The organism is Paenibacillus terreus (genome assembly GCF_042138595.1).
Lineage (GTDB): Bacteria > Bacillota > Bacilli > Paenibacillales > Paenibacillaceae > Paenibacillus > Paenibacillus terreus.
On sequence record NZ_JBHIRX010000001.1, the window covers coordinates 605,938 to 631,334 of the forward strand.

Consider the following 25,397-nt stretch of genomic DNA (forward strand, 5'->3'; position numbering starts at 1 on the left):
TCTCACTTCACTTTCTGATCTTGAATATACTTCCGGATTTGTTCTTCGGTATGCTCGCTGACGGTCGCCACAAAGTAAGAGGGATTCCACAAGTGACCTCCCCACAGCTTTTTCTTGAGCTGCGGAAATTCTTTAAACAGAAGTCTTGCAGAAATTCCTTTTAACACTTTGACCATATTGGGTATGGAATGTTGTGGCGTGCATTCGACCAGAACATGGATATGGTCTTGATCTGTTTCCATTTCGGAGATGGTAAAGTTGTAGTCGGACGCGACTTGCAGGAGAATTTCCTTGAGTCTAGCGTCCACTTCATCCGTGAGGACTCGGTGTCGGTATTTCACGCACCATACGATATGGTATTCGAGAGCGTAAACATACCCTCTGCCACGCCTAGTTTCTACCATCATTTATCACCAAGATTATTTTACCATACGTCATAGAAAAACACATCGGAAATATTGATAAAATGTAGATTATATTTAAAATAATGTATACCATATGTCGGTTCATTGACATGTTAAATGACATGCCTGAACCGAAGCTTTCTTACTCATGACTAAAGTCGCGAGTTTGCGAAAACTCCTTATCAACAAGTTCGCGGGGAGAGCGTTCTCGTTTCAGGGTTATTATTGATTCCTCAAGGGGTAGGGATGTTATTGACGCGTTCATTAGCAGGTAAACTTACAGGTACAATCGGCTCTCGATGGATCGTGTTCTGCGGTACCCTTCTGACAATACTCGGAACCATCCCCTTTGCCTTTTGCCAAGTTAATACCAGCGAACTTCTGCTTGCCATCGCCCTCGTTGTCCGTGGCGGAGGACTTGGAGGGATTATGCTACCTGTTATGGCAACAGCTTATGAAGGATTAAGTAAAGAACAGGTTCCGCATGCCAGCAGTGCCACTCGGATTCTACAGCAAATCGGAGGAGCTTTTGGCGCTTCAGTGCTTGCAGTCATCTTACAAAATCAAATGACATCTCAATCTGTTATGAATATAACGACGCTGAACACAGCTTTTAATCATACATTTATGTGGACGGTCGGCTTCACTTTATTTTCACTCATTTTTATAGCCTTCTTACCTAATAAAATATCTGGCAAGAGTTAAGTCAATTACTTTCACCTATAAAAGAGATCAACCTATTCCGATTGATCTCGTTTCACAGAAATTTTTGCAACACTCAGGTATATAAACCAAAAACCAATGATGAGAAGAAGGACAGGAATTACAAACCACCAAAGATCAATATTAAAAATGCTATATCGAAATGCCCCGCTATTGATGTCGGCAGAACGATCCACAGACTTAAGCGCAGAGATTAGGAACCCGGTACATAGAATGATTACAGAAGATAAGATAGATGTGCATCCGAGAAACAATTTGATCATATGGATCCTCCTCGATTTCTTTTGGGTTCCATTGTAGTATTTGATGTCTAATATCCCTGAAATATCTCATCGATTTCTGAATAACATGGTGCAGCTTATTTTGATAAAAAAATGTGACTTAATTGCGATATTTCAGGGAAATTTTTATCTCAAAAACGCTAGAAAAATATATACATACATACCATAAAGTAGTATAATGATGCCAACAGGAATAATATTCTAGCTTTGTTTAAGATTTCAGAAAGTATAAACTTCCTAACCGTAGCTTCCTGAAATCTCAAGAAAAACTGCTGCCAAATGCGGTCTGTCTTCTATGAAAGCACATCGAAACAACGTTTTTCTTACAACAGGGTTCCTGGGTTATTGGAATGACATCAAGATATTGCGAAGAATGTCAACCTATTGTGGGGTGGTTAAATTGGACAAGACAACCACGATACGCTCAGAAGTCGAGAAGTTTATGGAACACGAAGGGCTGACACTCAGTGATTTGGGGCGCAAGACCGGGATCAATGTGGGAAGTCTTAGCTCGATCATCACTGGCGGGAGGATGATGGCGGTGAACCAGCTTGACCGGATCACCGAGATGATGGGATTCCCGGAAGGCCATTTTTACAACCTGTACATACAAGATAATAGGGCCGCGACTCAGCCGAATTGGAGACGGCTCAGACCTTTTATTCTCAGATGCGCCGATTTGAACAAGCTGGATTGCATTCAAGAGGTCACCAGTTGGCTGTTGGACAACATCGTGTACTGTCCCGTGCTGTTTGAAGCGGCGGAGGAGCTGCTGCAGGCGGGAAAAAAGGAGGCCGCCGCCATTTTATATGAAGGTGTGGCCGTAACGGAGCATTCCCAGCACTCCGAGCGTCTCGCTCTTTGCCAGTATCGTTTGTTTTTGATCAGATTAGGTGATGATCAGGCGCAAAACCTGGAGGTGGCAGCCCAATTCGAGCCGTACGTGGAACGATTGGATGAGGTGCTGCAGCTGGATGCGCTTAAGGATCTGGCGAATGTCTACCGTTCCCTTCGTAAATGGGACAAGGTGGACAAGTTTGCCGAAATGATGGGGACTAGGGCAAGAAGGCATTACTTTGCAGAGCACCGGCAGAAGCGCAGTGGGGAAGACCCGTATTCTAAACTGAGCAGACCGCTATTTGTCTATGTTGCTTATAGTGATTTGCTTCGGGGCACTGTTTCTGAAGAACGAGGGAGATATGAGCAAGCCTTGGAGTTTGCTTCAAGATATGCTGATTTAAGCTGGGTTAAGGAGCGCGACGAAGACACCAATCATTGGAAGGGATTATTTCAAGGGTGGGCAAAAGCAAATTTCTTTGTAGCTAAATTATTTTCGGGAGATCTTAGTGTACTTAATGATTATGTAAATTACTTTGAAAGAAATAAGGATGAGATTCTTTTAGCATTATTGAATATTGTCGAGGTAGCTAACACTTATAAAGCGAATGTTGATGGTATCCTTTCTCGCTTTGATTCAGAAATCAAGTTTCTGGGCGAACAATTAGAAGGGACAATAATCTACGATAAGAGATTCAAAGCAGAACGCTATTCACGTTTACTGAATGAATTGTCAGAATATTACTTGCAAAAAGGCGAGAATGGAGTTGGGTTTAATTATTTATTAGATAGTTTACAAAGGTCGTTTATCATTAATAACGAGTCTATTATTATAAAAAGTGTTAGTCTGTTTGAAAGCTTTAGAGAGTATGCAGCTTCCGAAACACAGGCGGCATACCAAATCCTTTTTAGTGAGGTGTACCAAAATGAAAAAAATAATCGCCTTGTTTCTAGTAGTCGTTAGTATTATATTGGTTTATGAGGTACCAAGTTTGGGATCGATTTACAAACCTTTTGAAAGTCACGGGGGAGCATAAAAAAGCCTACATAAGTACATCAGAAAGGCCAGTTTCTATAGCTGGCCTTTTTTTAATGGTGAAATTTACACCTCCTAAATATATACATTAAGTAGCATACTATTTTTAATGGAATAAAATTTTAGAGTTTGTTTACGAAAGGGCACCTAATCATTTGCTGACATCAATAGATTAAGCGGTATGTCAACTTATGAAGGAGTGGTTCATTTGGATAAGACAACCACGATACGCTCAGAAGTCGAGAAGTTTATGGGACGCGAAAAGCTTACACTTAGTGATTTGGGACGAAAGACAGGCCTCAATGTGGGAAGTCTTAGCTCGATCATCACTGGGAGAAGGACCATGTCGGTGAATCAGCTAGACAGGATTACCAAGCTGATGGAGCTCCCGGAAGGACATTTTTACGATCTGTACATACAAGATAATATGGCTACAACTCAACCGAATTGGAGGCGGCTTAAGCCGTTTATACTCAGATGTGCTGATTTGGACAAGCTGGATTGTATTTATCAGGTCGTCAGTTGGCTGCTGGATAATCTGGTGTACTGTCCCGTACTTTTTGATGCAGCGGAAGAGCTGCTGCAAGCTGGAAAAAAGGAGGCAGCAGCCGTTTTATATGAGGAAGTAGCCAAAACAGAGCATTCTCAGCATTCCGAGCGTCTCGCTCTCTGCCAATATCGTTTGTTTAAGATCAGGCTGGGTGACGATCAGTCGTTAAATTTACAGGCAGCGGCCCAGTTTGAGCCATATGCAGAACGATTGGATGAGGTACTGCAGTTGGATGCGTTGAAAGATTTGGCGAACGTCTATCGTTCACTGCGCAAGTGGGACAAGGTGGACAAGTTTGCCGAAATGATGGGGGTCAGGGCAAGAAGGCATTATTTTACTAAGCATCGGCAAAAGCGAAATGGGACGAACCCGTATTCTAGACTGAGCAGGCCGTTGTTTGTATATGTTGCTTACAGTGATTTGCTTCGGGGTGAGGCATATCATGAGTGGGGAGATTATGATCAAGCTCTAGAATTTGTTTCAAGATATGCTGATTTGAATTGGGTAAAAGAGAATGATGAAGAGAACCACCATTGGAAGGAACTATTTGCGGGATGGGCAAAAGCTAATCGTTATATTACAAAATTGTTTTCAGGAGATTTCAGTGTCCTTTACAAGTATGTAGAATATATTGAAACGAATAAAGAAGATCTTCTATTATCATTACTAAATATTGTCGAAGCCGCCAACAGTTTTAATGTAAATATTGATGATATCCTTTTGCACTTTGATTCGGAAATCAAGCCTCTGGGTGAGCAGATGGAGGGAACAAGAGTATATGATAAGAGATTCAAAGCGCAGCGCTATACACGTTTGCTGAATGAATTGTCTAATTACTACTTACAAAAAGGCGAGTTTGAGGTTGGCTATACGTACTTATTAGAGAGCTTAACAAAGTCAGCCACTTTAATCATTGATAACAATATCGTAGATAGTGTTAGGCTATTGAAGACACCGAAAAACAAAACCTTTGTTGAAGGCTGACCGGTTCAAAACCGAAATCGGTGCTAGAACGGAGAATAGGAGCCAGTGCGTTGAAAAGCTCGAAAGTTCTAGCGGTTGTGAGCGACGATATTTGGGTAAAAACGGGGGATTACAAGATGTAAAGGTTGCCCGCGAGCTTAATTCCCGTTTTTTCGCAGATAAAGGGGCTGTTTCTCCTAAATAAGCGCACATACAACTGTTAGAATAGAAAATCTTCGTTTCCCGGCCGAATAGGCGCTATGGCGCCCGCTAGCAAAAAAAGTACCGGATAGATCGATCATTCGAGGCAAACCCATTGGCAAGCACCGATTCATCCTTTTTTCCGGGTGCAGGGACCGAACGTTTAACTCTGTTCAGCCCCACCCCATTATAATTTTATTCGTTTAATCCACGACTTGAAACCAGCCCGGTGTATTGGTGATCATTCCCCAAAAAACATTCGGAATCATCAGCTCTTTTTGCGCGGAACGGGAAAGCGTGGTTTTAATCTCCTGTTCACGGCCGCTTTGTACCAAGGCAACCCATTCCGGATTCATAACCATCGCATGGCCAAGCGAGATTAAAGGAACGCCGGTTTCCAGGGCTTGAACGACATCATTCGGAGTCAACAATCCCCCGACACCGATCACGGGAACGCGGTCGCCCACTCGTTCCTGTATCATGATGATTCTTGATTTTTTAATGCTGTCGTCCCGTCTCGGGCCAGCCCAGAAACGATCCACGGAAATATGAATGTAGTCCAGGTTCTGTTCAGCCAGCACATCAACGAAATGAAGTGTATCCGTCATAGTGATTCCAGGAGTCTCGTTTTCCTCGGGAGAGATTCGGTATCCGACGGCAAATGGCGACGTGGCATGCGCTGCAACCGTTTCTTTTACACGTCTTACAACTTCCAGAGGCAAGGTCATGCGTTTTTCCAACGTTCCGCCCCATTTGTCCTCTCTTCGGTTGGAGTGGGGGGAGAAGAATTGCTGCATCAGGAATCCGTTGGCACCGTGAATTTCAACGCCGTCAAAACCGGCCTCAATCGCCCTGCGCGTCGCCTGAGCGTACTCTTCAATCACGGTTTCAATTTCCGCATCGGTCATTGCTTTTGGAACGGCTGCACCTTCACGTTCTACCGCAACCGGACTTGCGCTCAGCACATGACCGCCTGGGATAAGGGACGGATTGCTCAAGCGTCCGCCGTGATAAAGCTGAACAATCGCTTTGGCTCCATTTTCCTGTATAGCAGCCGTCAGCTTTTGCAACCCAGGCAGCAGCGTATCGTTATCGATATCAATACCGTTTTCAATCAGCTTCCCGTTTGGCGACACCAGTGCGCCGGTCACTACAGCCCCAACTCCCTGAGCGCGTGCTTTATAAAAAGCTAACTCAACATCCGTCAATTCTCCATTTGCACCGGATGCTGTCATGCTCATGGGTGCCATAAGCACCCGGTTCTTCAATTGCACACCTGAAGGCAGAGTAAACGATTTGAAAAGGGGTTCATACTTTTGATTCATATTTCATTCCTCATTTCTGTATATATTCTTATTAAGGACCTATCGGTCCGTAATAGACAAAAAAACAGGGCGATATAGATGTTGCGAACCGATCGGTCCGAAACGATGGAAAAGAAAGCGAGAAGTTCGCTTCGGTTATTTCAACTTTTCCAAAATCACCGAAATCGAATCCTCGATTCTTTCCCGTCTGGATTGTGCTCGCACCATGACGTTAATTCCTTGCAAAGAAACAGTGAGGAAGCGGGCAAGTTTTAACGATTCGATGTCAGTAGGGAGGGAACCATTGCTTTTCCCTCTTTCAATGGCATCCAGATAAGCCTGCTCGACATCGTCAAAATCGCTTTCGACCATCTTGCGAAACTGCTCGTCATGGGGAGCCAATTCAATCGCTTCATTGGAAGTCATGCAGCCCAACCGACTGCTCTCACCGTCAAGGAGCCCATAAAAGGAGGCTTCAATCCCCCGGTACACATTCTCGTCGCTCAAGCAATCGATTAAACCAGCCATGCGTTTAGTCCGGTACAATGCAAATGCTCGAATAAAGAGATCGTGTTTGCTGCCAAATGTCTCGTAAAGACTGCTTTTGCTAAGCCCTGTTGCATGCAGCAAATCACTCAAGGACGTAGCCTCATAGCCCTTGGCCCGAAAGAGTGTCATCGCTTCCCTTAATACATTGGCTTCATCGAAGTTACGTGGGCGGACCATTCGTATACACCTCCCGAACGTAGTATACACCGTTCCGAACCGATAAGTCCAGAACGAAATATAAATTCCCCGATTTTGCAAACAAGCAGTTCATTGAAATATCGGTAGCCCGTTTCAATGTGCCAGCGTGTCCTATATTACCCTAGTATAGTGACAATATCCATTTGGTGTTGTGTGATAACTACATTTTACCAAAGGAACGGTTTTTTTCTGCCATTTGGATGACAATTTCCTCGGTTATATTAAGAGTTTATATAGTTTCTCAAGGTGCGAAAGTTGAGTAAATCGATATCTTGATATCAGAAATATATGCACGTCGATTGGTCTTTACCGCAGAAAATTAGGTTTCACTGTACACAATGAACACCCTTCATCATCCTTTCGGAAATAGAGAGGTGTTCATTGTGTATTTAGAAATATTTTTAATTTAATTGTCAATAGTATTATTTTATCATTTAATATAGATACTTTTTATCAAAATTCCATCAATTGAAAATATATGGTTGATAATACCATATCATTTTGTTAGTATAATTTTGGAAGTAATAATATAACAGAAAGGAGGAGGCAAAATTACATACAGCTTAGACCGGGCATAGCGAATATTGATGGGTAATATCTAATTTACCCCGAAAATCTAGCGTTTACGAGAATAATTGAAAAGGAGATGAAATTTTGAAGAAGAAAAGCTTTTTTACTGGATTATTGTCGTTATTTATGTTGTTTGGTTTATTAACGCCAGTGAGTGCTGAGACAAACAGTGAAGTAGAAGAAGGGTTAATCCCTGCTTTGCCGGATGCTTTTATATCTAGTGAAAGTGTGCTAGATGCACACTTGCAAGAAATGGGATTTAGCACGACTGATCTTTCAAATATGCCCATTGACATGAAGAAAGAAATCTCTTCTAAAGACGGTAAGAAGGTTGCAGCACAAGAGTTAGATACTGTTGTTACAGTTACAGACGAAGAAGGGAATACAGTAACGGATATATCAGTTACTGCTGCTGATGCTACACCTACCCTTTCTGGTTATGCTGTTTACTCGGGTACATCTAACAATGGAAGAGAACTCATCTATCAAGTTTACGCTACCTATAATTGGAATAGCAGCCCTTTTAATTTTTACACTGATAATTTAGCAATGGCTTGGCAGGCTAATGCTACTCCTACAGGTACCCCTGGTGGTCAACATTCTGTAGATGGTGGTAGCGGTATATCAACTTACGTTAATCACGTAGATAAAGAAGAAGTTGCTGGTACATCTTATAAAGTAGATATGAAAGCTGGAGGAACTTATACGAAACAGTACGGTTGGGGGCGTCAAGAATTACGATATCCGGCAACTGCTGATGGAACTAGTACCGCAATTGCTGTAGGTTATTCACATAGAATTCTTCCGGGCTTCACCACAGGGATTAGTTTAAGCTTTGGATATGTTGGGTTTAGTGGTAACGGAAAAGTCGATTATACTGGTCGATTCACATTCGTTATCTAATAATTAAATTAATCCAAATCCTCCGATCAATTTAAAATGGTTGGAGGATTTATCTTTATATGTTAGACTTATCAATAAACTGGGTTATAAACGAAAAAGAGATGTTCTAAAATTGAAGTATACGCAATATCTATAATTAAGCGTCTGTAACTTTTAAGAAACAATAAACTGAAGGAGAATAGCTAATGGTCATAATCTATATTATTGGCACCTTCATTGCTGTAATGATATTATCTTGGATTTTCGGCTTAATGGGTATTAATATTTCTGAAGGACCCAATGCTGGTATGTTTTACTTCTATGGATCAATAATCATAGGTATCTTACTTGATATAAATAGTAAATTATCAAAAAAAGGAAAATAGTAACCTTGACTCAATTGACCGTCTGAAAAGGCGGTTTTTCTTATTTAATTTAAAGGAAATTAGTAACTCAACTTTGCACACTGAATTTGATAAATAAGGTCCCTCAGTCTTGCGAGATTCCAGTTCAAGCAGGATGTAGCGGGAAAAGACGATACTGGTAGGGCTTGTTATTTAAACAGCCTCAGTCCAGGTGAATTCTGGACCAAGGCCGCTTTATTCTACTTCTCCCTGACTGGAGCGGTACATTTACAGAAATATCAGTAACATGCTATCTCAATATCGTAGTCGCCCGGTTCCCGGCATAGTCCTCAATGACAAGCTTCAGGGAACTGGTCGCCGATGCTGGCTTGAAGGTTAGCTCGCTGAGTTTGGTTCTGCCCCGTACAATATACGGAAACTTCTTGCTGGTATAGGTGACTTCGAATTCCAACGGCACGTCATTCTCATACACATACAGACGATGCCAATCTGCCAGAGTAGGAAGGGCCAGCGTATAGGTGCCGCCCGTTACGGTGACCAGTTCCTTGGCATAAGGTGTGATTTCAAGGTCTGCCAGCTGTCCTGTTACGGTGACCGGAGCTTGGCCGTCGATGGAGATGTTCAGAACATAATGCTCGCCGTTCTTCGGAAGGCCGGTGATCACGGCCTGCTTCTCACCAGCATCTGCTTGCACACTGGTGCTGAACGGCTCGTTCGTATACTCGGTCTCCAGTGTCAGATCGACTGGTTCGGCTGCTCCGTCTGGATTCTTCCAGGTGATGGACGCATCTCCGTGGTCATCGAATGTGACCTTCACGTCCCGCACCCCGGTTGTCAGATCGTAAGGCAGCGTGGCGGGCTCGCTTTCGGAGCCATCTGCCCCCACGGCAGTTATGCTCAGTTCCCCGCGCTTGTGCTTCAGGGATTTGATGTAGAACGTGGAATCGTAAATCCCACCAACGTAGGAGCCGTTTTCATACAGATTATATTGCTTCACTTTGTCATAATCCTCGATATCCCAAGCGACCACCATTTCACCGGTGTTCGTCAGGGCTTTATCGATTCGGAAGCCTGAAGGAGCTTCAGGTTTGGCTGCGGAGCCGTCCGTGATGCGCAGCTCGCCGATATTCATCTGGTACTTATTGATAGTGCTATTGTGGTTATCAAATGACAGACCCAGCGCAGCGATGTTTTTGCCTGCATAAGGGCTGAGGTCCAGTGACACAGTCTTCCAGCCGTCCGTCCGCTGACCGGAATCCGGTACCTCCACCTTGACGACTTCATCCGCCGCATCCGCAAAGATCAGCCCCAGGCTCAGGGAAGATGAGTCCCCAACTGTAGGTTTATTGTAAGTCAGAGTGGCCTTAGAATGCTCATTGACCGTTAAATCCGTCTTGAACAGACGAAGGAAGTTCTCGGCATCCAGCTTCCCGTTCACTACAAGAGAGCTGCCGCCGTTATATGCACCGATGGACTTGTAATCATAACGCGGGCCTTTCTCGTACTTCGGACCATAGTCGAAATCCACGTCAAGCCGCTCCCCTGCAGTATCGATCCACCACTGCCAGGTCACGGGAATGTCCTGAATGTTGATATTGGACCATTCCTGATCACTGGACACGACGCCGTTCTTCACATAGTCCAGGCCGTGCCCGGTGTTAAAGCTTGTGAAGAAGCTGCCGCCCCGAATGACTGAGCGTTCGGCAATGTAGGCTGCAATGCCGTCCCAATTCGCGCCGGATGCGTATACATCGGACAGGCTGGCATTTGTGTTCCGGCGTGCATCCGTCGGGTCCTGATTCGGTCCAGACCACCATGCCCGGTCACGAACGAAGGTCATCCACTGATACTCGCTGTCCGCGCGGTGATTTGCATTCGGATTGCCCATATCTTCGTCCAGGCCGTTGTGGGTGAAGTCGGCGCCAAGTGTGGCGATGCTGTTCATGGGCTGGCTGTTCTCATCCAGATTCCAGCGCAGATCGTATTTCTGCTTCCAGCGGCCGAAGCTGTCATTCCCGCCTTCCACGCCGGCGAAGACGCTCTCCAGCGGGTCAAGTCCCAGACTTTCGGCATGAGACCGGGATTTGGCCAGCATATCATGGTTCCACCAGTAGTTCAGGAAAATAGAATCCGATACGCGGCCCAATTGTGCATCCTTTACAAACGGGCTATTAGCGGAGTTGAACTCATTCTGATAATCAATCTTTCCGGTCCCATCAATCGTAGAATCATACCATTGCACGTACATTCCCTGATCCCTCAGGTATTTCATGAACTTCTTGTAGGCGGGAATATCCTCTGGTGTTACGCCTTTGGCGACCTCTTCCTGATTAAAAAAGTATCCGTCATAGCCATAATACTCGGCCATTTCCACCAGCTTCCTGGCAACAGGGAACTCCCCGTTCTCGTCCTGTACGAGCATCTGCTTGTATGTCTGCGGTCCGCGGTCATTGTCCGAGAAAAAGATGTTGGCGATGGAGAGCACGCCGTTTTTGTGGGCGGCGTTCGTGTAAGCCGGATTAGGAATGTTCAGGATACCGAATTCGAAGTAGCGCTCGGTCCAATCCTTTTTCGGATCATACAGCTCCTCCGGCACCCCTGCGGATGCCATTCCGTGCCAATAGCCGTAATAGTCGGTATACTGCCAATAATTATACAGGTACTGGCCGAATTTATTGGTGTACGGCGTACTGTCGAAAAATGCGTTGCCATAATCCCCGCTCATGGTGAACATCTGGGTATCCGGGCTCAGCTCGGGGTTGGCCTGGGTAGAGGCGAATGGAGCATTGCGCGGCTGCAGCGGCACACGTGCCCGCAGCAAATCCCCATAGATATCGCTTTCCGGGGTCCAGTCCATGATTTGGGCACTGGTATAACCATGCTGATAGGGCTGGTTCTCTCCCTTGGCGCTGATGCCCTCATACGGCAGTGTATCTCCGGCAAGAGCCGGTGCGGCCGAGAGCTGGCCCAGCAGCGCAGCCGACAGTGCCAGGGCAGTCATTTTGGGTATGCGCTTAGTGGACAACTTTTTGCGTGTCATGTGGTTCCTCCTTCATAATGGAATGGCATATATGTATTCGCTTTCAATTTACAAAAGCTTATGGATAACCTTAATGGAAGAAAGCCATTTCAAATAGGGCCAAATTAAAGATTTCAGGTGCAAACTAAAGAAAATATGGAAGTGGAAGGTTCATGTGAGTGGCAGGATGCTATACTTTTGAGTGATACAATAACGAGGCAGAACAAAGTCGCATGAGCAAGAAGAAGAACGTCAAGAGGAAGGCCTTTAAGTGGAAGGCACTCAGAGAGCTCGTGAGACCGGGAGGTAGAGTTGTATTTTTAAAATTGTGAGCGCTTGCATCAACTACATTAAAAATAATATGTTCATGAGGATGCTGTTCATTTTTTCTTTCATCTCCATCATCACCATTATTACGTTGTCCTATATCGTATTCAGATCCATTGCCGATGCAACGATTCGCCGGGAGCTGGAGGTGCAGAAAGCAGCCATGGAGAGCGTGGACCGCTATATCCGCCAGCAGTATGAAACGGTACAGGATATGGTGAGGGACCTGCACCGGAATGAGGCGCTGTCGGCGAATACCTCCTATTTCATGGAGCATCCCTATGCCGATTATATGCAGCATCTGACGGAAGGCTTCTACACGAACAGGGATGATTATTCAACGGATGCACTGACTCATTTTCAGGACCTGGTGGATGAAAATGCTAACATTCGTCATGTGCTGCTGTACAGCACGGAGCAGCAGTATCTGTCGAACTTCAGCCGGAATATGGAGTTCAAGCAGCGGGACGTGAACGCTGCCCATTCATTTGTGCCTGATGTGATGGCGATGGAGACGCCAAATATCAGCGCGCCGAACGATTGGGTTCGTAAAACCATTGAAGAGCGGGACCCTGCGCTCTATGCGATTCGTGTGCCGATCAACAATAAGCAGACGCTCAAGAATATGGGGCAGCTTCTGGTGCTCTTCAATTCGGAGTCCGTTGCCCAAGCGATTGCAAACTACACGAACAGCCTCAAGGGGGATATTGTCGTGGTATCTGCGGAAGGGACGGTACTCTTCGACTCCAGCGGGCAGTACTACGGGCGCAGCTACCCTTATGTGAATGTAGAGAAGGCCTTGTTTGACAGCACAGGGCCAGGCGCCGATAACAAGGTACAAGAACGGTATGTGAATCAGCTAATCTCTGCTGATAGAGGCTATGTTGTGATTGGGTCTGTCCCGAAAAGTGATATCGCCGAGGCTTATGCGGGTATCCGCAATACAATTCTGCTGCTCAGTCTTCTGTGCCTTTTATTTGCTGTCCTGGTGCCGGCGTTCTATATTATGAATTTTGCCAAACGAACACGCAGGATCATCCAGTTTATGCATAAAGTGAAGGAAGGCGACCTGACAGCCCGTATTCATGATCCGCGTGAGGACGAGCTGGGGCAGATTGCAAGCAGTTTTAACGATATGCTCATGGAGATGAATCAATATATAGATCGTGTGTACAAGGCGGAAATCCGGCAGAAGGAAACGGAACTGGTTGCTTTGCAGGCGCGGATCAATCCCCATTTTCTGTACAATACGCTGGAGGTGATCCGCATGAGGGCCGTGTCGCAGGGAGCCAGGGACGCCGGGGATATGATCTATAGTCTGTCCGTCCTGTTCAAGAGCCAGGTGCAGCAGAAGAGGAACCATACCTTGAAGGATGAGCTGGAGGCCTGCCGTCTCTATCTGGAGCTGTTTCGCATTCGCTATAAAGATATTTTTATTTATAAGATCAAGGTGGATTCCACGCTTTATGACCACCCGGCCGTCAAGCTGTCGCTGCAGCCGCTTGTTGAAAATTATGTCATCCACGGTATCCGCACCGAGCTTGCGAACAACAGGCTGGACATTGAGGTGGAGGAGGAGAATGGAATACTGATGATCGAAGTCCGTGATAATGGCAGGGGAATTGCGGCTGATCGTCTGGCTGAAATCCGTCAGGAGCTGGAACGCCATGAGGAATCGGGGCGCATGTTCGGATTGCGCAGCGTGCACAGCCGGCTGCGGTTCCTGTATGGGCCGGACTACGGCATCACCATTGAGAGCAAGCCGGATGAAGGAACAACCATTCAGGTGCGTTATCCTGTTGCAGAAAGGACAGATGCTTAGCATGTATAAAGTGTTCATTGTAGATGACGAGCCATTCATCATTGAAGGACTGTACGATATCGTGGACTGGGCTGCCTTCGGGCTGGAAATTGTGGGCCACGCGGGCAACGGGCAGCTTGCGCTGGAACGTCTGTCGTCCCAGCCTGTGGATATCCTGATTACCGACATCTCCATGCCGGTGCTGAACGGTCTGCAATTAATACGTGAGATGAGACGAAGACAGCAAGACTTGAAGGTCATCATTCTTAGTGGTTTCAATGATTTTGATTATCTGAAAGAAGGCATGCAGCTTGGGATCGACAATTATCTGCTGAAGCCGATTAATATTGCGGAGCTGGAGGCCACGCTGCGCAATATCGTCACCAATCTGGACAAGACGAGGCCGAATGATGCGTACGGCATTCAGATTTTGAAGGATAATACGCTGCATCGGCTGTTAACGGGGCAGATTGCATGCAGAGAGTTCGAGGAGCGTGCCGAGTTTATGGGCATCACCCTGGATGGCGATTATATCGGAGTAGCCTCTGTACGTGCGGATTCAGGCCATTCGTCCTTGCTCGCAGCTGTGGAGCAGCGGGCGCATGAGGCGGCTTACACGGTTCTTTTTCACGATGTGGACGGGGATACTGTGATTATTGCCAATCTGCCGAGCAGAGAGGAGAGCGTTCAGGCCTTCAAAGACTGGCTTGCAGACCTGGCTGCGGAGCTAGCGGCGTCGTATCCGTCACTGCTGATCGGCATTGGCGGAATTGCCCGCGGACTGGAACATGCTCCGGCAAGCTATCGTGAAGCAAAGAAGGCCATGGAGTATGTCATGGTCTATCCCGAGCTGAAGATCTTTGATTACGAACAGATCGGAGCCGGTCACTTTACGTCTGCAGCTTTCACGGTATCGTGGAGTGATTATGCAAAACTTATGATGGCCAGGAATCAGGATGGGATAGCCGACCGGATTCGGACGGATTTTGAGCAGCACAGTGACGGAATTACCCCCGCCGAGCTTCAGCATGCCGCTCTGGAACTGGTTATCCGCTTCAAAATGGAGCTGGAGCGGATCAAGCATACGGATGAATCGGCCATCTTCCGGACCGGGCTTCGACAGGTACTGTCCAGTACGACATTGGAGGAGCTTGTGCTGGCTTTGCAGGAAGTGGGCGCGGCGACGGTGCAGTCCCTGCTGCAGGATATGAAGAACCCGACGGTCAGTCAGGTGCTGAACCATATTCATGCGCACTACGCGGACGAGCTGTCCCTCAAGCTGCTGGGCGCGCAGTATCATCTGCATCCGGTATACCTGGGGCAATTGTTCCAAAAGGAAACGGGAGAGACCTTTGCGGAATATATCAATAAATACCGAATTGAGCGGGCCAAGGAGCAGCTGAAGAATACCAGTCTCAAGGTTCATGAGATCGCCCGCAATGTGGGTTATTGGGAGACAGGTTATTTTTACAAGCAATTCCGCAAGTATGTGGGGATATCGCCTACCGATTATAAAACGCTGGGTTAGCTCCGTGTCAGAAATCCGGATGTTCTCTTTAATTTGTACCCGGATTTATTAAGTTTGTATTCTTTATGAAACGGCTTTCATTCGTTAGAGTTAAAGAAGCAAACGTTGGAGTTAAGGCATTTTGCAAAAGGGAGGATCACAGTTCAATGAAAAAGAAAAAAAGACGATTGACGACCGTTCTGGCGTCACTGATGTCGCTCATGCTTGTCCTGAGTGCCTGCGGCGGCGGAGGAAGCGGAAGCGGCGCCGATGGCTCCGGTGAAGGAAAGCCTGTCGAGCTGATCTGGTACACCATTGGTACACCGCAAAAAGACGTGGACAAAGTTATGGAGGAAGTCAGCAAATATACACAGGAGAAAATCAATGCTACCGTCACCATGAAAATGATAGATTGGGGCGACTATGCGCAAAAGATGCAGGTCAATGTAGCCTCCGGTGAGCCGATGGATATTCTCTTTACTTCTTCCGGCGGATTTGATTATGTGCAGAATGCCCGCAAGGGGGCTTTTCTGGAGCTGGATGAGCTGCTCGAACAGCACGGCAAGGAGCTGACACAGGCCATTGATCCGGCGTTCCTGAGCGGTTCCAAGGTCGACGGGCATAATTATGGCATCCCGGCCAATAAGGAGCTGCCGCAGCAGGAGGTATGGCGCTTCAACAAAACGCTGCTGGACAAGTACAACCTGGATATCTCGAATGCCCGCTCACTGGACAGCCTGGAACCGCTCTTGAAGACGATCAAGGAGAAGGAGCCTACCGTCACGGCGTTTGCCATGGATAAGCAGTATGTGCCATATGTACCGTATGACTATATTATCCAGAATCTGCCGATGGCCGTGAAGCTGGATACCAAGGATTACAAGATCGTCAACATTCTCGAAACAGACGAAATGAAGGCAGCGCTCAAGACGATGCACAAATACTACAAAGCAGGTTATGTATCGCCGGAAGCGGCCACGACAGGGTCGACCAACGATCTGACCACCTCGGGCAACTGGTTCCTGGACCGTGCACAGACACAACCCCTGGCGGAAAATCTGTGGTCTGCAAGCTATGGCTATCCTGTCGTAACTACACCGGCGAGCGATGCGATCATTACCAATATGTCCGTTCAAGGCTCCATTATGGCCATCTCGGCTAATTCGGAATATCCGGAGAAGGCGATGGAGTTCCTGAATCTGTTGAACACCGATCCTGTATTGCGCAATATGGTGGATTCCGGTATTGAAGGAGTCCATTACAAGAGGGTTGATGACAAGCATATGGAAAACCTGCCGGAGTCCAAGAGCTACGATATGCCTTCGTATTCACTCGGCAACAATATGCTGCTCTACCTGAATCCCAATGACCCTGACAACAAATGGGATGAATTTAAGAAGTTCAATGCAGAAGGCGTCAGTTCCCCGATCCTGGGCTTCAACTTTGATGCCAGCAAGGTGTCCACAGAGCTCGCAGCCGTGCAAAATGTGAAGGAGCAGTTCTGGGCTGCCTTGATGACCGGCACATTGGATCCCGAGCAGAATCTGGATCAGGTGATTGAAAAATTTAACGAGGCGGGTCTGCCGAAAGTGATGGCCGAAGCCCAATCCCAGCTTGATGCCTGGAGAGCGGAAAATAAGTAAGGTTATATTCAAGGATCGGGCGGTCGCAAGTGCGCCCGGTCCATTTAAGATTCTAGAAAGTATAAATTTATTGGAATAATATTCCTTAAAATTTATAACTCAACTTTCACAGAGGACAAATCCAATTAAACCTTTGTAGCTATGGGGTTTTGAGAAATCCGAATCCCCTCCTTGCAAGTTTGCCGATTTCATGCTGCGAAAGTTAAGGCTTGACAGTCAAGACGCCTGTCGACCGTGGCAAGGCATGTGAACTCGCTGTCCGGGAGCTTTGCACCATTATCCCATTGGATCAGGTGAAGAAAAACAGAAAACCGGGAACCGAAAATATCTTTAGGCACGTTGAAGAAAATAACGGATCAAGCGAGGCATGAAAATGTCTGTTGTTACGCTATTCAGAACAATCGAACGAGTCTATTATTTTTTTGATCGTGCCTTATGAAGAAGCAGATCGGTTCGAGATGAGACGATTTTAGGAGAAAGCAGAGCGTTTGGGTGATGTGAAACTGACTGAGGGTCTGAGTAAAAGGGATAATCATGCAAAGCTGTATGGAGAGACAACAAGCAACAGGCATTAGGCATCGGGGGGAGTCCCCTTCTTTCAAGAAAGCCAGTTACATCAAGGCCTGTTTGCTGATTTCATGCTGCGAAAATTGAGTTATAAGTTTTCAGCGGAGCTGAACAATTCTATCATCGCAAGAAAAACTTCCGCTAAATACGTTGATCAATTCCATTACAGGAGGGATAGGGGAATGGCCGCATTTTTCAAGAACATACTCAAAAATAAAATCATGCTGCTCATGGTGCTGCCCGGCGCCGTCTGGTTTTTCTTTTTCTCATATCTGCCCCTTGTAGGAACCGTCGCTGCCTTCAAAGAGTACAGGTTCAGCCGCGAGGGCTTTTGGGCAAGCCTGGCCAAGAGTGAATGGGTGGGCTGGGACAACTTCAAATTCATTTTCAGTAACAATGACGCACTTCAGATTACGCGTAACACACTGCTGTACAATCTGGCGATTATTTTTCTGGGCCTCATATTTGCCGTGGGTCTGGCCATTCTGCTCTCCGAGCTGATCAACAAGCGGCTGGCCAAAATCTATCAGACAGGCATGTTCCTTCCCTACTTTCTGTCCTGGGTCATTGTCGGTTATTTTGTATTCAGCTTCCTGAGCTTTGATCGGGGGATGCTGAATCAAATCATTGGCTGGTTCGGCTTGCAGCCCATCCAATGGTACTCGGAGCCGAAATATTGGCCGTACATCCTCGTTTTCGTAGCACTCTGGAAGACCATCGGGTACAACAGCATTGTCTATCTGGCCTCCATTCTGGGCATCGACAAGTCCTTGTATGAAGCGGCCATGATCGACGGAGCCAGCAAGTGGCAGCAGATCCGCAATATTACGATTCCTATGCTCTCGCCCATCATTATCATTATGACCCTGCTGGCCGTGGGCCGGATTTTCTATGCCGATTTTGGCCTCTTTTATCAGGTTCCGCGCGATTCAGGCACGCTGTATGCGGCCACCAACGTGATTGACACTTATGTCTACCGCGGCTTGAAGACGACAGGCGAGATCGGGATGAGCACTGCAGCGGGGCTGTATCAGTCCGTGGTCGGCTTTGTGCTTGTCATCATTTCCAACTATGTCGTCCGCAGAATTGATAAAGACAGCAGTCTGTTCTAAAAGTTCGAGTTCAAAAAATCAGGTTTTCAGCACCGAAAAATGAGGGGGAGTGATCCGGGATGGCGCAGGCTGCAGCTAAAAAAAGAGATTTTCATAACATATCCCGCGGATGGAACATCATCCTGAATATCATTGCAGGTTTGTTTGCCTTTATGTGTGTGTTTCCTTTTTTGTTCGTGGTCATTATTTCCTTGACGGATGAGAAGGTATTGGCGCGGGACGGCTATCGGCTGATTCCGGCTGAATGGAGCTTCGCCGCTTATCAATTTGTATGGCAGAGCGGAGATACACTGCTGCGCGCCTACGGGGTAACCATATTGGTTACCGTACTGGGAACGATCATCAGCCTGATTCTGATGTCGCTCTACGCTTATGCGATTTCACGCAAGAGCTTCCGTTACAGAAGATTTTTCTCCGTCTTTGCTATTTTAACGATGCTGTTTAATGGCGGGATGATTCCTACGTATATGGTCGTGTCACAGCTGCTCGGATTGAAGGATACGCTATTGGCGCTGATTCTTCCCTTGGCCATGAATGCTTTTTATATCATGATTCTGCGGACCTTCTATTCGACGAGCGTGCCGGATGCCCTGATCGAGTCCGGGAAAATTGACGGGGCCGGGGAGTTCTATATCTTTCTGAAAATAGTTGTTCCGCTGTCGCTGCCGGGTCTGGCTACCATTGGCTTGTTCAGCACACTGGGCTACTGGAATGATTGGTTCAACGCACTGCTGTATATTGAAAATCCAAAGCTGGTGCCGCTGCAATCCATGCTGATGCGGATTGAGTCCAGCATCCAGTTCCTGCGGCAGAATTCGGCGAGCAGCGCCATGAGCATGCAGGCCCTGCAGTCCATCCCGCAGGATACGTCACGCATGGCGATGGTTGTGCTGGCAACGCTGCCGATTATTTTTGCGTATCCGTTCTTCCAGCGTTATTTTGTGCAGGGACTTACCGTCGGAGCTGTCAAGGAATAGGGAGATCATGAAGCAGGATTGGAGAGATCGAACGATGACTTACAAGGACAAGACGAAATCCATTGTCGAGCGGACAGAGCACCTGTTAAGCCTGATGACGCCGGAAGAGAAGGTCGGCCAGCTGGTACAGCCCTTCGGCTGGCAGGTCTATGAGCATCATGACGGACGTATTATTCTAACGGAAGATTTCAAAGAAAAGGTCAGGCAGGGAGGCATCGGTTCGCTTTATGGCGTTCTGCGCGCCGATCCCTGGACAGGGGTTACGCTGGACAACGGCCTGTCCACCAGGCAAGGGGCCGAGGCGGTCAACAAAATTCAGCGTTATGCGGTCGAGCATTCGCGGCTGGGGATTCCCATCCTGATTGGCGAGGAATGCTCGCACGGGCATATGGCGATTGATGGAACTGTATTTCCGGTGCCGCTCTCACTGGGAAGCACCTGGAACGTGGATTTGTATTATGAGATGTGCCGGGCGGTGGCACGTGAGACTCGTGCTCAGGGCGGAGCAGTGACCTATTCACCTGTGCTTGATGTGGTGCGGGACCCCCGGTGGGGACGGACGGAGGAGTGCTTTGGCGAGGACCCTTATCTGATCGGGGAATTTACGGTGGCTTCCGTGCAGGGGCTTCAGGGCGAGCGGCTGGATCAGGAAGACAGCGTAGCGGCTACGTTGAAGCATTTTGTAGGCTACGGCAGCTCCGAAGGCGGACGCAATGCGGGTCCAGTGCATATGGGCTGGCGGGAGCTGCGAGAGGTCGATCTCTATCCGTTCAGGAAGGGAATCGAGGCAGGCGCCCGTTCGATCATGCCTGCCTATAACGAGATTGACGGTATCCCCTGCACGGTGAATACGGAGCTGCTGGAGGGTGTGCTGCGCGGGGAATGGGGCTTTGACGGGATGGTCATTACCGACTGTGGGGCCATTGATATGCTTGCCGGCGGGCATGATGTGGCGGAGGACGGGGTCGACGCTTCTGTGCAGGCGCTGATGGCCGGTATTGATATGGAGATGTCGGGCGAAATGTTCGGCCGGTACCTGCTCCAGGCTCTGGCTGAGGGCAAGCTTGCGCCAGCCGTACTGGATAATGCTGTGCGGCGCGTGCTGAGCCTGAAATTCGAGCTCGGGCTGTTCGACCATCCATATGTCGACCCCGATCGGGCGGAGAAGGTCATCGCGGCGGAGGAGCATATTCACTTGGCACGTCAGCTTGCGGCAGAAGGTACGGTGCTGCTGAAGAACGAGGGAGGCGCACTGCCCTTGTCCGCCTCCAACGGGCGGATTGCCGTGATTGGACCCAATGCCGATCAGGCGTATAACCAGTTGGGAGACTATACTTCTCCGCAGCCCCGCTCCAAGGTAGCGACGGTGTTGGACGGAATCCGCCGTAAGCTGGCGGCTGAGCCAGACAGGGTGCTCTATGCCCCGGGCTGCCGGATCAAGGGGGACGACCGTTCCGGATTCGAGCATGCTTTGACCGTTGCTGCACAGGCCGATACCGTAGTGATGGTGATGGGCGGCTCCAGCGCACGGGACTTCGGAGAGGGTACTATCGATTTGCGGACAGGAGCATCCAACGTATCGGACAATACCTGGAATGATATGGATTGCGGTGAAGGCATCGACCGGATGACATTGGGGCTTGCCGGTGTTCAGCTGGAGCTGATCCAGGAGGTACACAAGCTGGGCAAAAAGCTGATAGTGGTCTATATTCACGGGCGTCCCATTGCCGAGCCATGGGTGGATGAGCACGCGGATGCTATTCTGGAGGCATGGTACCCCGGTCAGGAAGGCGGACACGCCATCGCGGACATTCTCTTTGGAGACGTGAATCCCTCCGGGCGCCTGACCATCTCCATTCCAAAGCATGTCGGGCAGCTTCCAGTCTACTATAACGGCAAACGTTCTCGAGGCAAGCGATATCTGGAAGAGGATCTGCAGCCGCAATACCCGTTCGGCTACGGTCTCAGCTATACCAGCTTTCATTACAGCAAGCCGAAGTTGAGTGCTGCTTCCATGACCGTAGGGGACGCGGTCACACTAACAGTCGATGTTACCAATACGGGACAACGTGAGGGAGCGGAGGTCGTGCAGTTCTATGTATCCGATATGGTCAGCTCCGTAGCACGCCCGGCGAAGGAACTGAAAGGCTTCCACAAGATTATTCTTAAACCGGGAGAGACAAGAACGATTGCATTTACCGTTGGCGCTGAACAGCTGCAATATATCGGGCGTGATTTGACACCTGTCGTGGAGCCGGGGCAATTCAAGCTGCATGTAGGCAGACATGTGAACGATACGCAGGCTGTCGATTTATGGGTACGGGAGGTTTGACTTATGGAACGAATAAAAAGATTCATCCGCGAGCTGTCCGAACGGCAGTGGCTGGAACAGCAAGAGCTGCGCGGCTGGGACATTACGCGGGCTTACTATAACGTACCGGGCGACTACAGGGATATGGAGCCTTATCCGCAGGGACAAGGCCTGAACCCTTATCCGAGCGAGCAGGGGACGACTTATTTCTTCAGGATGCGCCTGGAGGTCCCTCACGCATGGCAAGCCTCTCCATTTGGGCTTGTCTTTGAGTCGTGCGGGGAAGGGCTGCTGCGTGTGAATAGGCATTCCTATCAGGGGCTGGACCGCAATCATACATATGTGAGGCTTGATCCGGCCAGAGTGGGGATGTCGCCTGAGCTTGAAATTGAATTATTCGATCCGGTGCCTGAGCCAGTCGACCCCCTGAATCAACAGGCGGTCATACAGCCGCCCATTACTTCCATCCGCAGCCTCCTGGTCAGACCGAATGCGGCGGTGCAAAGCCTGATGTATACCGTGACGGTCATAAGAGATTCTGCTGTACTGCTGTCTGAAGCGGACCTGCGGCGCGTGAGGCTGCTTGAAGCCTTGTATGCCGCCATGGATGTGTTCGTCAACCTGGACGAGCAGGCTATCCGTGCAGGTGAAAGCATACTCCTTATTGAAGACAAGCTCATGCAGGCTGTCCGTTCCATCGGAGGCAACGCCGAAGGGCTGGAGCATATGGTCGGCCAATCCCATATTGATATTGCATGGCTGTGGCCAGTCCGGGAGACGGTGCGCAAGACGAGCCGCACGTTCTCAACCGTGGACGCGCTAATGAATGAGTATCCCGATTACAAGTATGCACAGAGTCAGCCTCTGTTGTATGCCTTTCTCAAGGAGCATGATCCCGAGCTGTATTCGCGGGTGAAGCAGAGAATTGCAGAGGGGCGGTGGGAACTGGTCGGAGGCATGTGGATAGAGCCTGACTTGAATATTCCGAGCGGCGAATCTCTTATGCGTCAAATGCTGTACGGTCAGCGCTTTTATCAGAAGGAATTCGGCATGACCTCCCGCATCGAGTGGCTGCCGGATACGTTCGGTTATTGCGCTTCACTGCCGCAGATTCTGAAGCACGGCAAGGTGCAGTATTTTATGACCACCAAGCTGGGCTGGAATGATACCAATATGTTCCCGTATGATCTGTTCCATTGGGTGGGCATTGACGGCACGCCGATGCTGTCTTACCTCAATCATGGAGTGAACGAGCATACACATCCGAAGGACATTCATGATCACTGGCAATCCTATCGTCAAAAAGCCGTACATCCCGAGCAAATGCTGCTCTATGGGCATGGTGACGGCGGCGGCGGGGTTACGCGCGAGATGCTCGAATATATCGACCGCGCCGAGCTGATGGTTGGACAGCCGGCCAGCCGATACAGCACGGCTGCGGAGTTTTTTGCAGGTATAGAGCGGGAGCAGCCAAGCATTCCCGAGTGGCACGGCGATCTGTATCTGGAGCTGCATCGGGGCACCTACACGACACATGGACGCAACAAGCGAAACAACCGCAAGGCAGAGGTGCTGTACCGGGAAGCGGAGTTGTGGAATACGATCGCCTGGCCAGGCATGGGGCAGGAGCAGCAGGGAGAAGTCAATTCCATGCTGCACGAGGGCTGGAAGCTGATCCTGCTCAATCAGTTTCACGACATTATACCGGGCTCGGCTATTACCGAATCCTACGTGACCTCGGATAAGGAATATGAGCGGGTGTTCAAGCTGGGACAGCAGGCTTTGCAGGAAGGGCTCAATGCTTTAGCTCCATCCATTCGTGTAGAAGGGCCGGTAGAGGGGCCAGTAGAGGGGCCAGCGAATTTAGCGCCGTATGTGGTCTTCAACAGTCTGGGCTGGAGCCGGAGCATGGTTATTCATATTCCGGTTGACGTAACGGGTGGTGTGGAGGCAGTGGGTCCGGAAGTTGCAGATGCAGAAGGCAATCGCTTGAAGACGGATTTGGAGGAAGGCGGCATCTCTGTGCTTGTGCCGGATATTCCCGCGTTCGGCTATAAGACAATCTGGCTGCAGATGGTGACTGCGGCTCCGGCTTCGGAGCATGATGCGCATGTGTCCGTGCCGCTACCGAAACAAAGTATCATCCATTCATGGGAGACGGGATGGTACGATGTGAGCTTTAATGAACGTGGGGAAATAACGCGCCTGTTCGATAAAGCCGCCGAACGTGAGGTGCTGAAGCCGGGCGAGCGGGCGAATCGCTTTCATTTCTTTCATGACCGCCCGACCCTCTGGGACGCCTGGGACATCGACCCACGCTATGAAGAGCAGCCTGCGGGTGAAGCTGAATTGCTGGAATCCCGGCTGCTGCTATCCGGTGCAACAAAGGATGTGCTGCGCTTCCGCTGGCGGCTGCATCAGTCTGAAATAACACAGGACATCATCTTCTATCATCATAATCGCCGTATTGATTTCAAGACACATGTGAGCTGGAATGAGAATCATAAGCTGCTGAAGGTTGGCTTCCCTATCGATGTAAGGACGGAGAAAGCGACCTATGAAATTCCTTTTGGCACGCTGGAGCGGCCGACACACCGCAATACCAGCTGGGAGCAGGCCCAGTTTGAAGTATGCGGGCACCGCTTTGTGGATGTATCCGAGTACGGCTATGGCGTCAGTCTGCTGAATGATTGCAAGTACGGCTACGATGTGCAGGGAAGCACGATTCGCCTCTCCCTGCTGCGTGCGCCCAAATGGCCGGACAAGACGGCAGACCTGGGTGAGCATGACTTTACCTATTCCTTGTATCCGCATGAGGGGGATTGGCGCAGTGCCCATACCGTACGTCAGGCTGCGGAGTTGAATCATGAAGCGCCCGTGTTCGCCCTGGAGGGACAGGAATCTGTTCATGCCGGTGAAGCACCTGCCCGTACTGCAAATATCGTGTCCTTGAGTGCGGAAGCAAGGGCAAGCACAGGCACAAGTACAGGTACAAGTACAGCTACAGGCACAGGCTCATGGCTTACCTTCAACGGTGAGCATGTCGTCCTCGATACGGTCAAGACTGCCGAAGAAGGGGAAGGCACGATCCTCCGCTTTTATGAATCCTCCGGGAAGCGTGAGCGCATTTCGCTGCAATGGCCGCACCCCTGTGAGCAGGCATGGCTCTCCAATGCGCTGGAAGAGCCGGGTGAGCCGCTTTCTGTGCAGGACGGCCGAATCGAACTGAGCTTTGCCCCATACGAGATCAAGACGGTACTTATCCGATGA

The 25,397-nt window shown here is 48.8% G+C and carries 14 protein-coding genes and 1 pseudogene; 11 read left to right on the forward strand and 4 right to left on the reverse strand.

Annotated features, from left to right (window positions below; genetic code table 11):
- Positions 1-2: 2 nt before the first annotated feature.
- Positions 3-404, reverse strand: coding sequence for an IS200/IS605 family transposase (gene tnpA / locus ACE5KN_RS02855; protein WP_375527716.1), 402 nt, complete (start codon positions 402-404; stop codon positions 3-5).
- 189 nt (positions 405-593) lie between these two features.
- On the opposite strand from tnpA, the pseudogene ACE5KN_RS02860 reads away from it, so the two are divergent.
- From ACE5KN_RS02860 to ACE5KN_RS02870, 3 genes and pseudogenes are all read left to right on the forward strand, one after another.
- Positions 594-1,109 (forward strand): annotated as a pseudogene (locus ACE5KN_RS02860) (MFS transporter); the annotation flags it as partial.
- Positions 1,110-1,703: 594 nt separating this feature from the next.
- Positions 1,704-3,209 carry a helix-turn-helix domain-containing protein gene (locus ACE5KN_RS02865; protein WP_375533028.1) on the forward strand — a complete coding sequence of 502 codons (1,506 nt, stop codon included), beginning with the start codon at positions 1,704-1,706 and terminating at the stop codon, positions 3,207-3,209.
- Positions 3,210-3,489: 280 nt separating this feature from the next.
- Positions 3,490-4,815, forward strand: coding sequence for a helix-turn-helix domain-containing protein (locus ACE5KN_RS02870; RefSeq protein WP_375527715.1), 1,326 nt, complete (start codon positions 3,490-3,492; stop codon positions 4,813-4,815).
- Between the two features lie 383 nt (positions 4,816-5,198).
- On the opposite strand, the gene ACE5KN_RS02875 is transcribed toward ACE5KN_RS02870, so the two are convergent.
- Positions 5,199-6,320, reverse strand: a complete 1,122-nt coding sequence (locus tag ACE5KN_RS02875; protein WP_375527714.1) for an NADH-dependent flavin oxidoreductase — start codon at positions 6,318-6,320, stop codon at positions 5,199-5,201.
- A 135-nt stretch (positions 6,321-6,455) separates the two neighbouring features.
- Positions 6,456-7,025: a TetR/AcrR family transcriptional regulator gene (locus ACE5KN_RS02880; protein ID WP_375527713.1), complete on the reverse strand. Its 570-nt coding sequence runs from the start codon at positions 7,023-7,025 to the stop codon at positions 6,456-6,458.
- 675 nt (positions 7,026-7,700) lie between these two features.
- Between ACE5KN_RS02880 and ACE5KN_RS02885 the strand changes: the two genes are divergently transcribed.
- On the forward strand, positions 7,701-8,519 hold the full coding sequence (locus tag ACE5KN_RS02885; protein ID WP_375527712.1) for a hypothetical protein: 819 nt from the start codon (positions 7,701-7,703) through the stop codon (positions 8,517-8,519).
- Positions 8,520-9,152: 633 nt separating this feature from the next.
- On the opposite strand, the gene ACE5KN_RS02890 is transcribed toward ACE5KN_RS02885, so the two are convergent.
- Positions 9,153-11,903 carry an endo-beta-N-acetylglucosaminidase gene (locus ACE5KN_RS02890; RefSeq protein ID WP_375527711.1) on the reverse strand — a complete coding sequence of 917 codons (2,751 nt, stop codon included), beginning with the start codon at positions 11,901-11,903 and terminating at the stop codon, positions 9,153-9,155.
- Between the two features lie 340 nt (positions 11,904-12,243).
- On the opposite strand from ACE5KN_RS02890, the gene ACE5KN_RS02895 reads away from it, so the two are divergent.
- The 7 genes from ACE5KN_RS02895 (at position 12,244) to ACE5KN_RS02925 (ending at position 25,397) form a co-directional block, all read left to right on the forward strand.
- Positions 12,244-14,031 (forward strand): sensor histidine kinase, encoded by a 1,788-nt coding sequence (locus tag ACE5KN_RS02895; RefSeq protein ID WP_375527722.1) that lies wholly within the window; start codon positions 12,244-12,246, stop codon positions 14,029-14,031.
- 1 nt (position 14,032) lies between these two features.
- Complete coding sequence (locus ACE5KN_RS02900) at positions 14,033-15,538, forward strand: response regulator (RefSeq protein WP_375527721.1); 1,506 nt, start codon at positions 14,033-14,035, stop codon at positions 15,536-15,538.
- 146 nt (positions 15,539-15,684) lie between these two features.
- Positions 15,685-17,160, forward strand: coding sequence for an ABC transporter substrate-binding protein (locus ACE5KN_RS02905; protein ID WP_375527710.1), 1,476 nt, complete (start codon positions 15,685-15,687; stop codon positions 17,158-17,160).
- A 749-nt stretch (positions 17,161-17,909) separates the two neighbouring features.
- Positions 17,910-18,839, forward strand: a complete 930-nt coding sequence (locus ACE5KN_RS02910) for an ABC transporter permease (RefSeq protein WP_375527709.1) — start codon at positions 17,910-17,912, stop codon at positions 18,837-18,839.
- 59 nt (positions 18,840-18,898) lie between these two features.
- Positions 18,899-19,816 (forward strand): carbohydrate ABC transporter permease, encoded by a 918-nt coding sequence (locus tag ACE5KN_RS02915; RefSeq protein WP_375527708.1) that lies wholly within the window; start codon positions 18,899-18,901, stop codon positions 19,814-19,816.
- A 34-nt stretch (positions 19,817-19,850) separates the two neighbouring features.
- Complete coding sequence (locus tag ACE5KN_RS02920; RefSeq protein ID WP_375527720.1) at positions 19,851-22,148, forward strand: glycoside hydrolase family 3 N-terminal domain-containing protein; 2,298 nt, start codon at positions 19,851-19,853, stop codon at positions 22,146-22,148.
- A 3-nt stretch (positions 22,149-22,151) separates the two neighbouring features.
- A complete protein-coding gene (locus ACE5KN_RS02925) occupies positions 22,152-25,397 on the forward strand; it encodes an alpha-mannosidase (RefSeq protein WP_375527707.1) in 3,246 nt (1,081 codons plus the stop codon).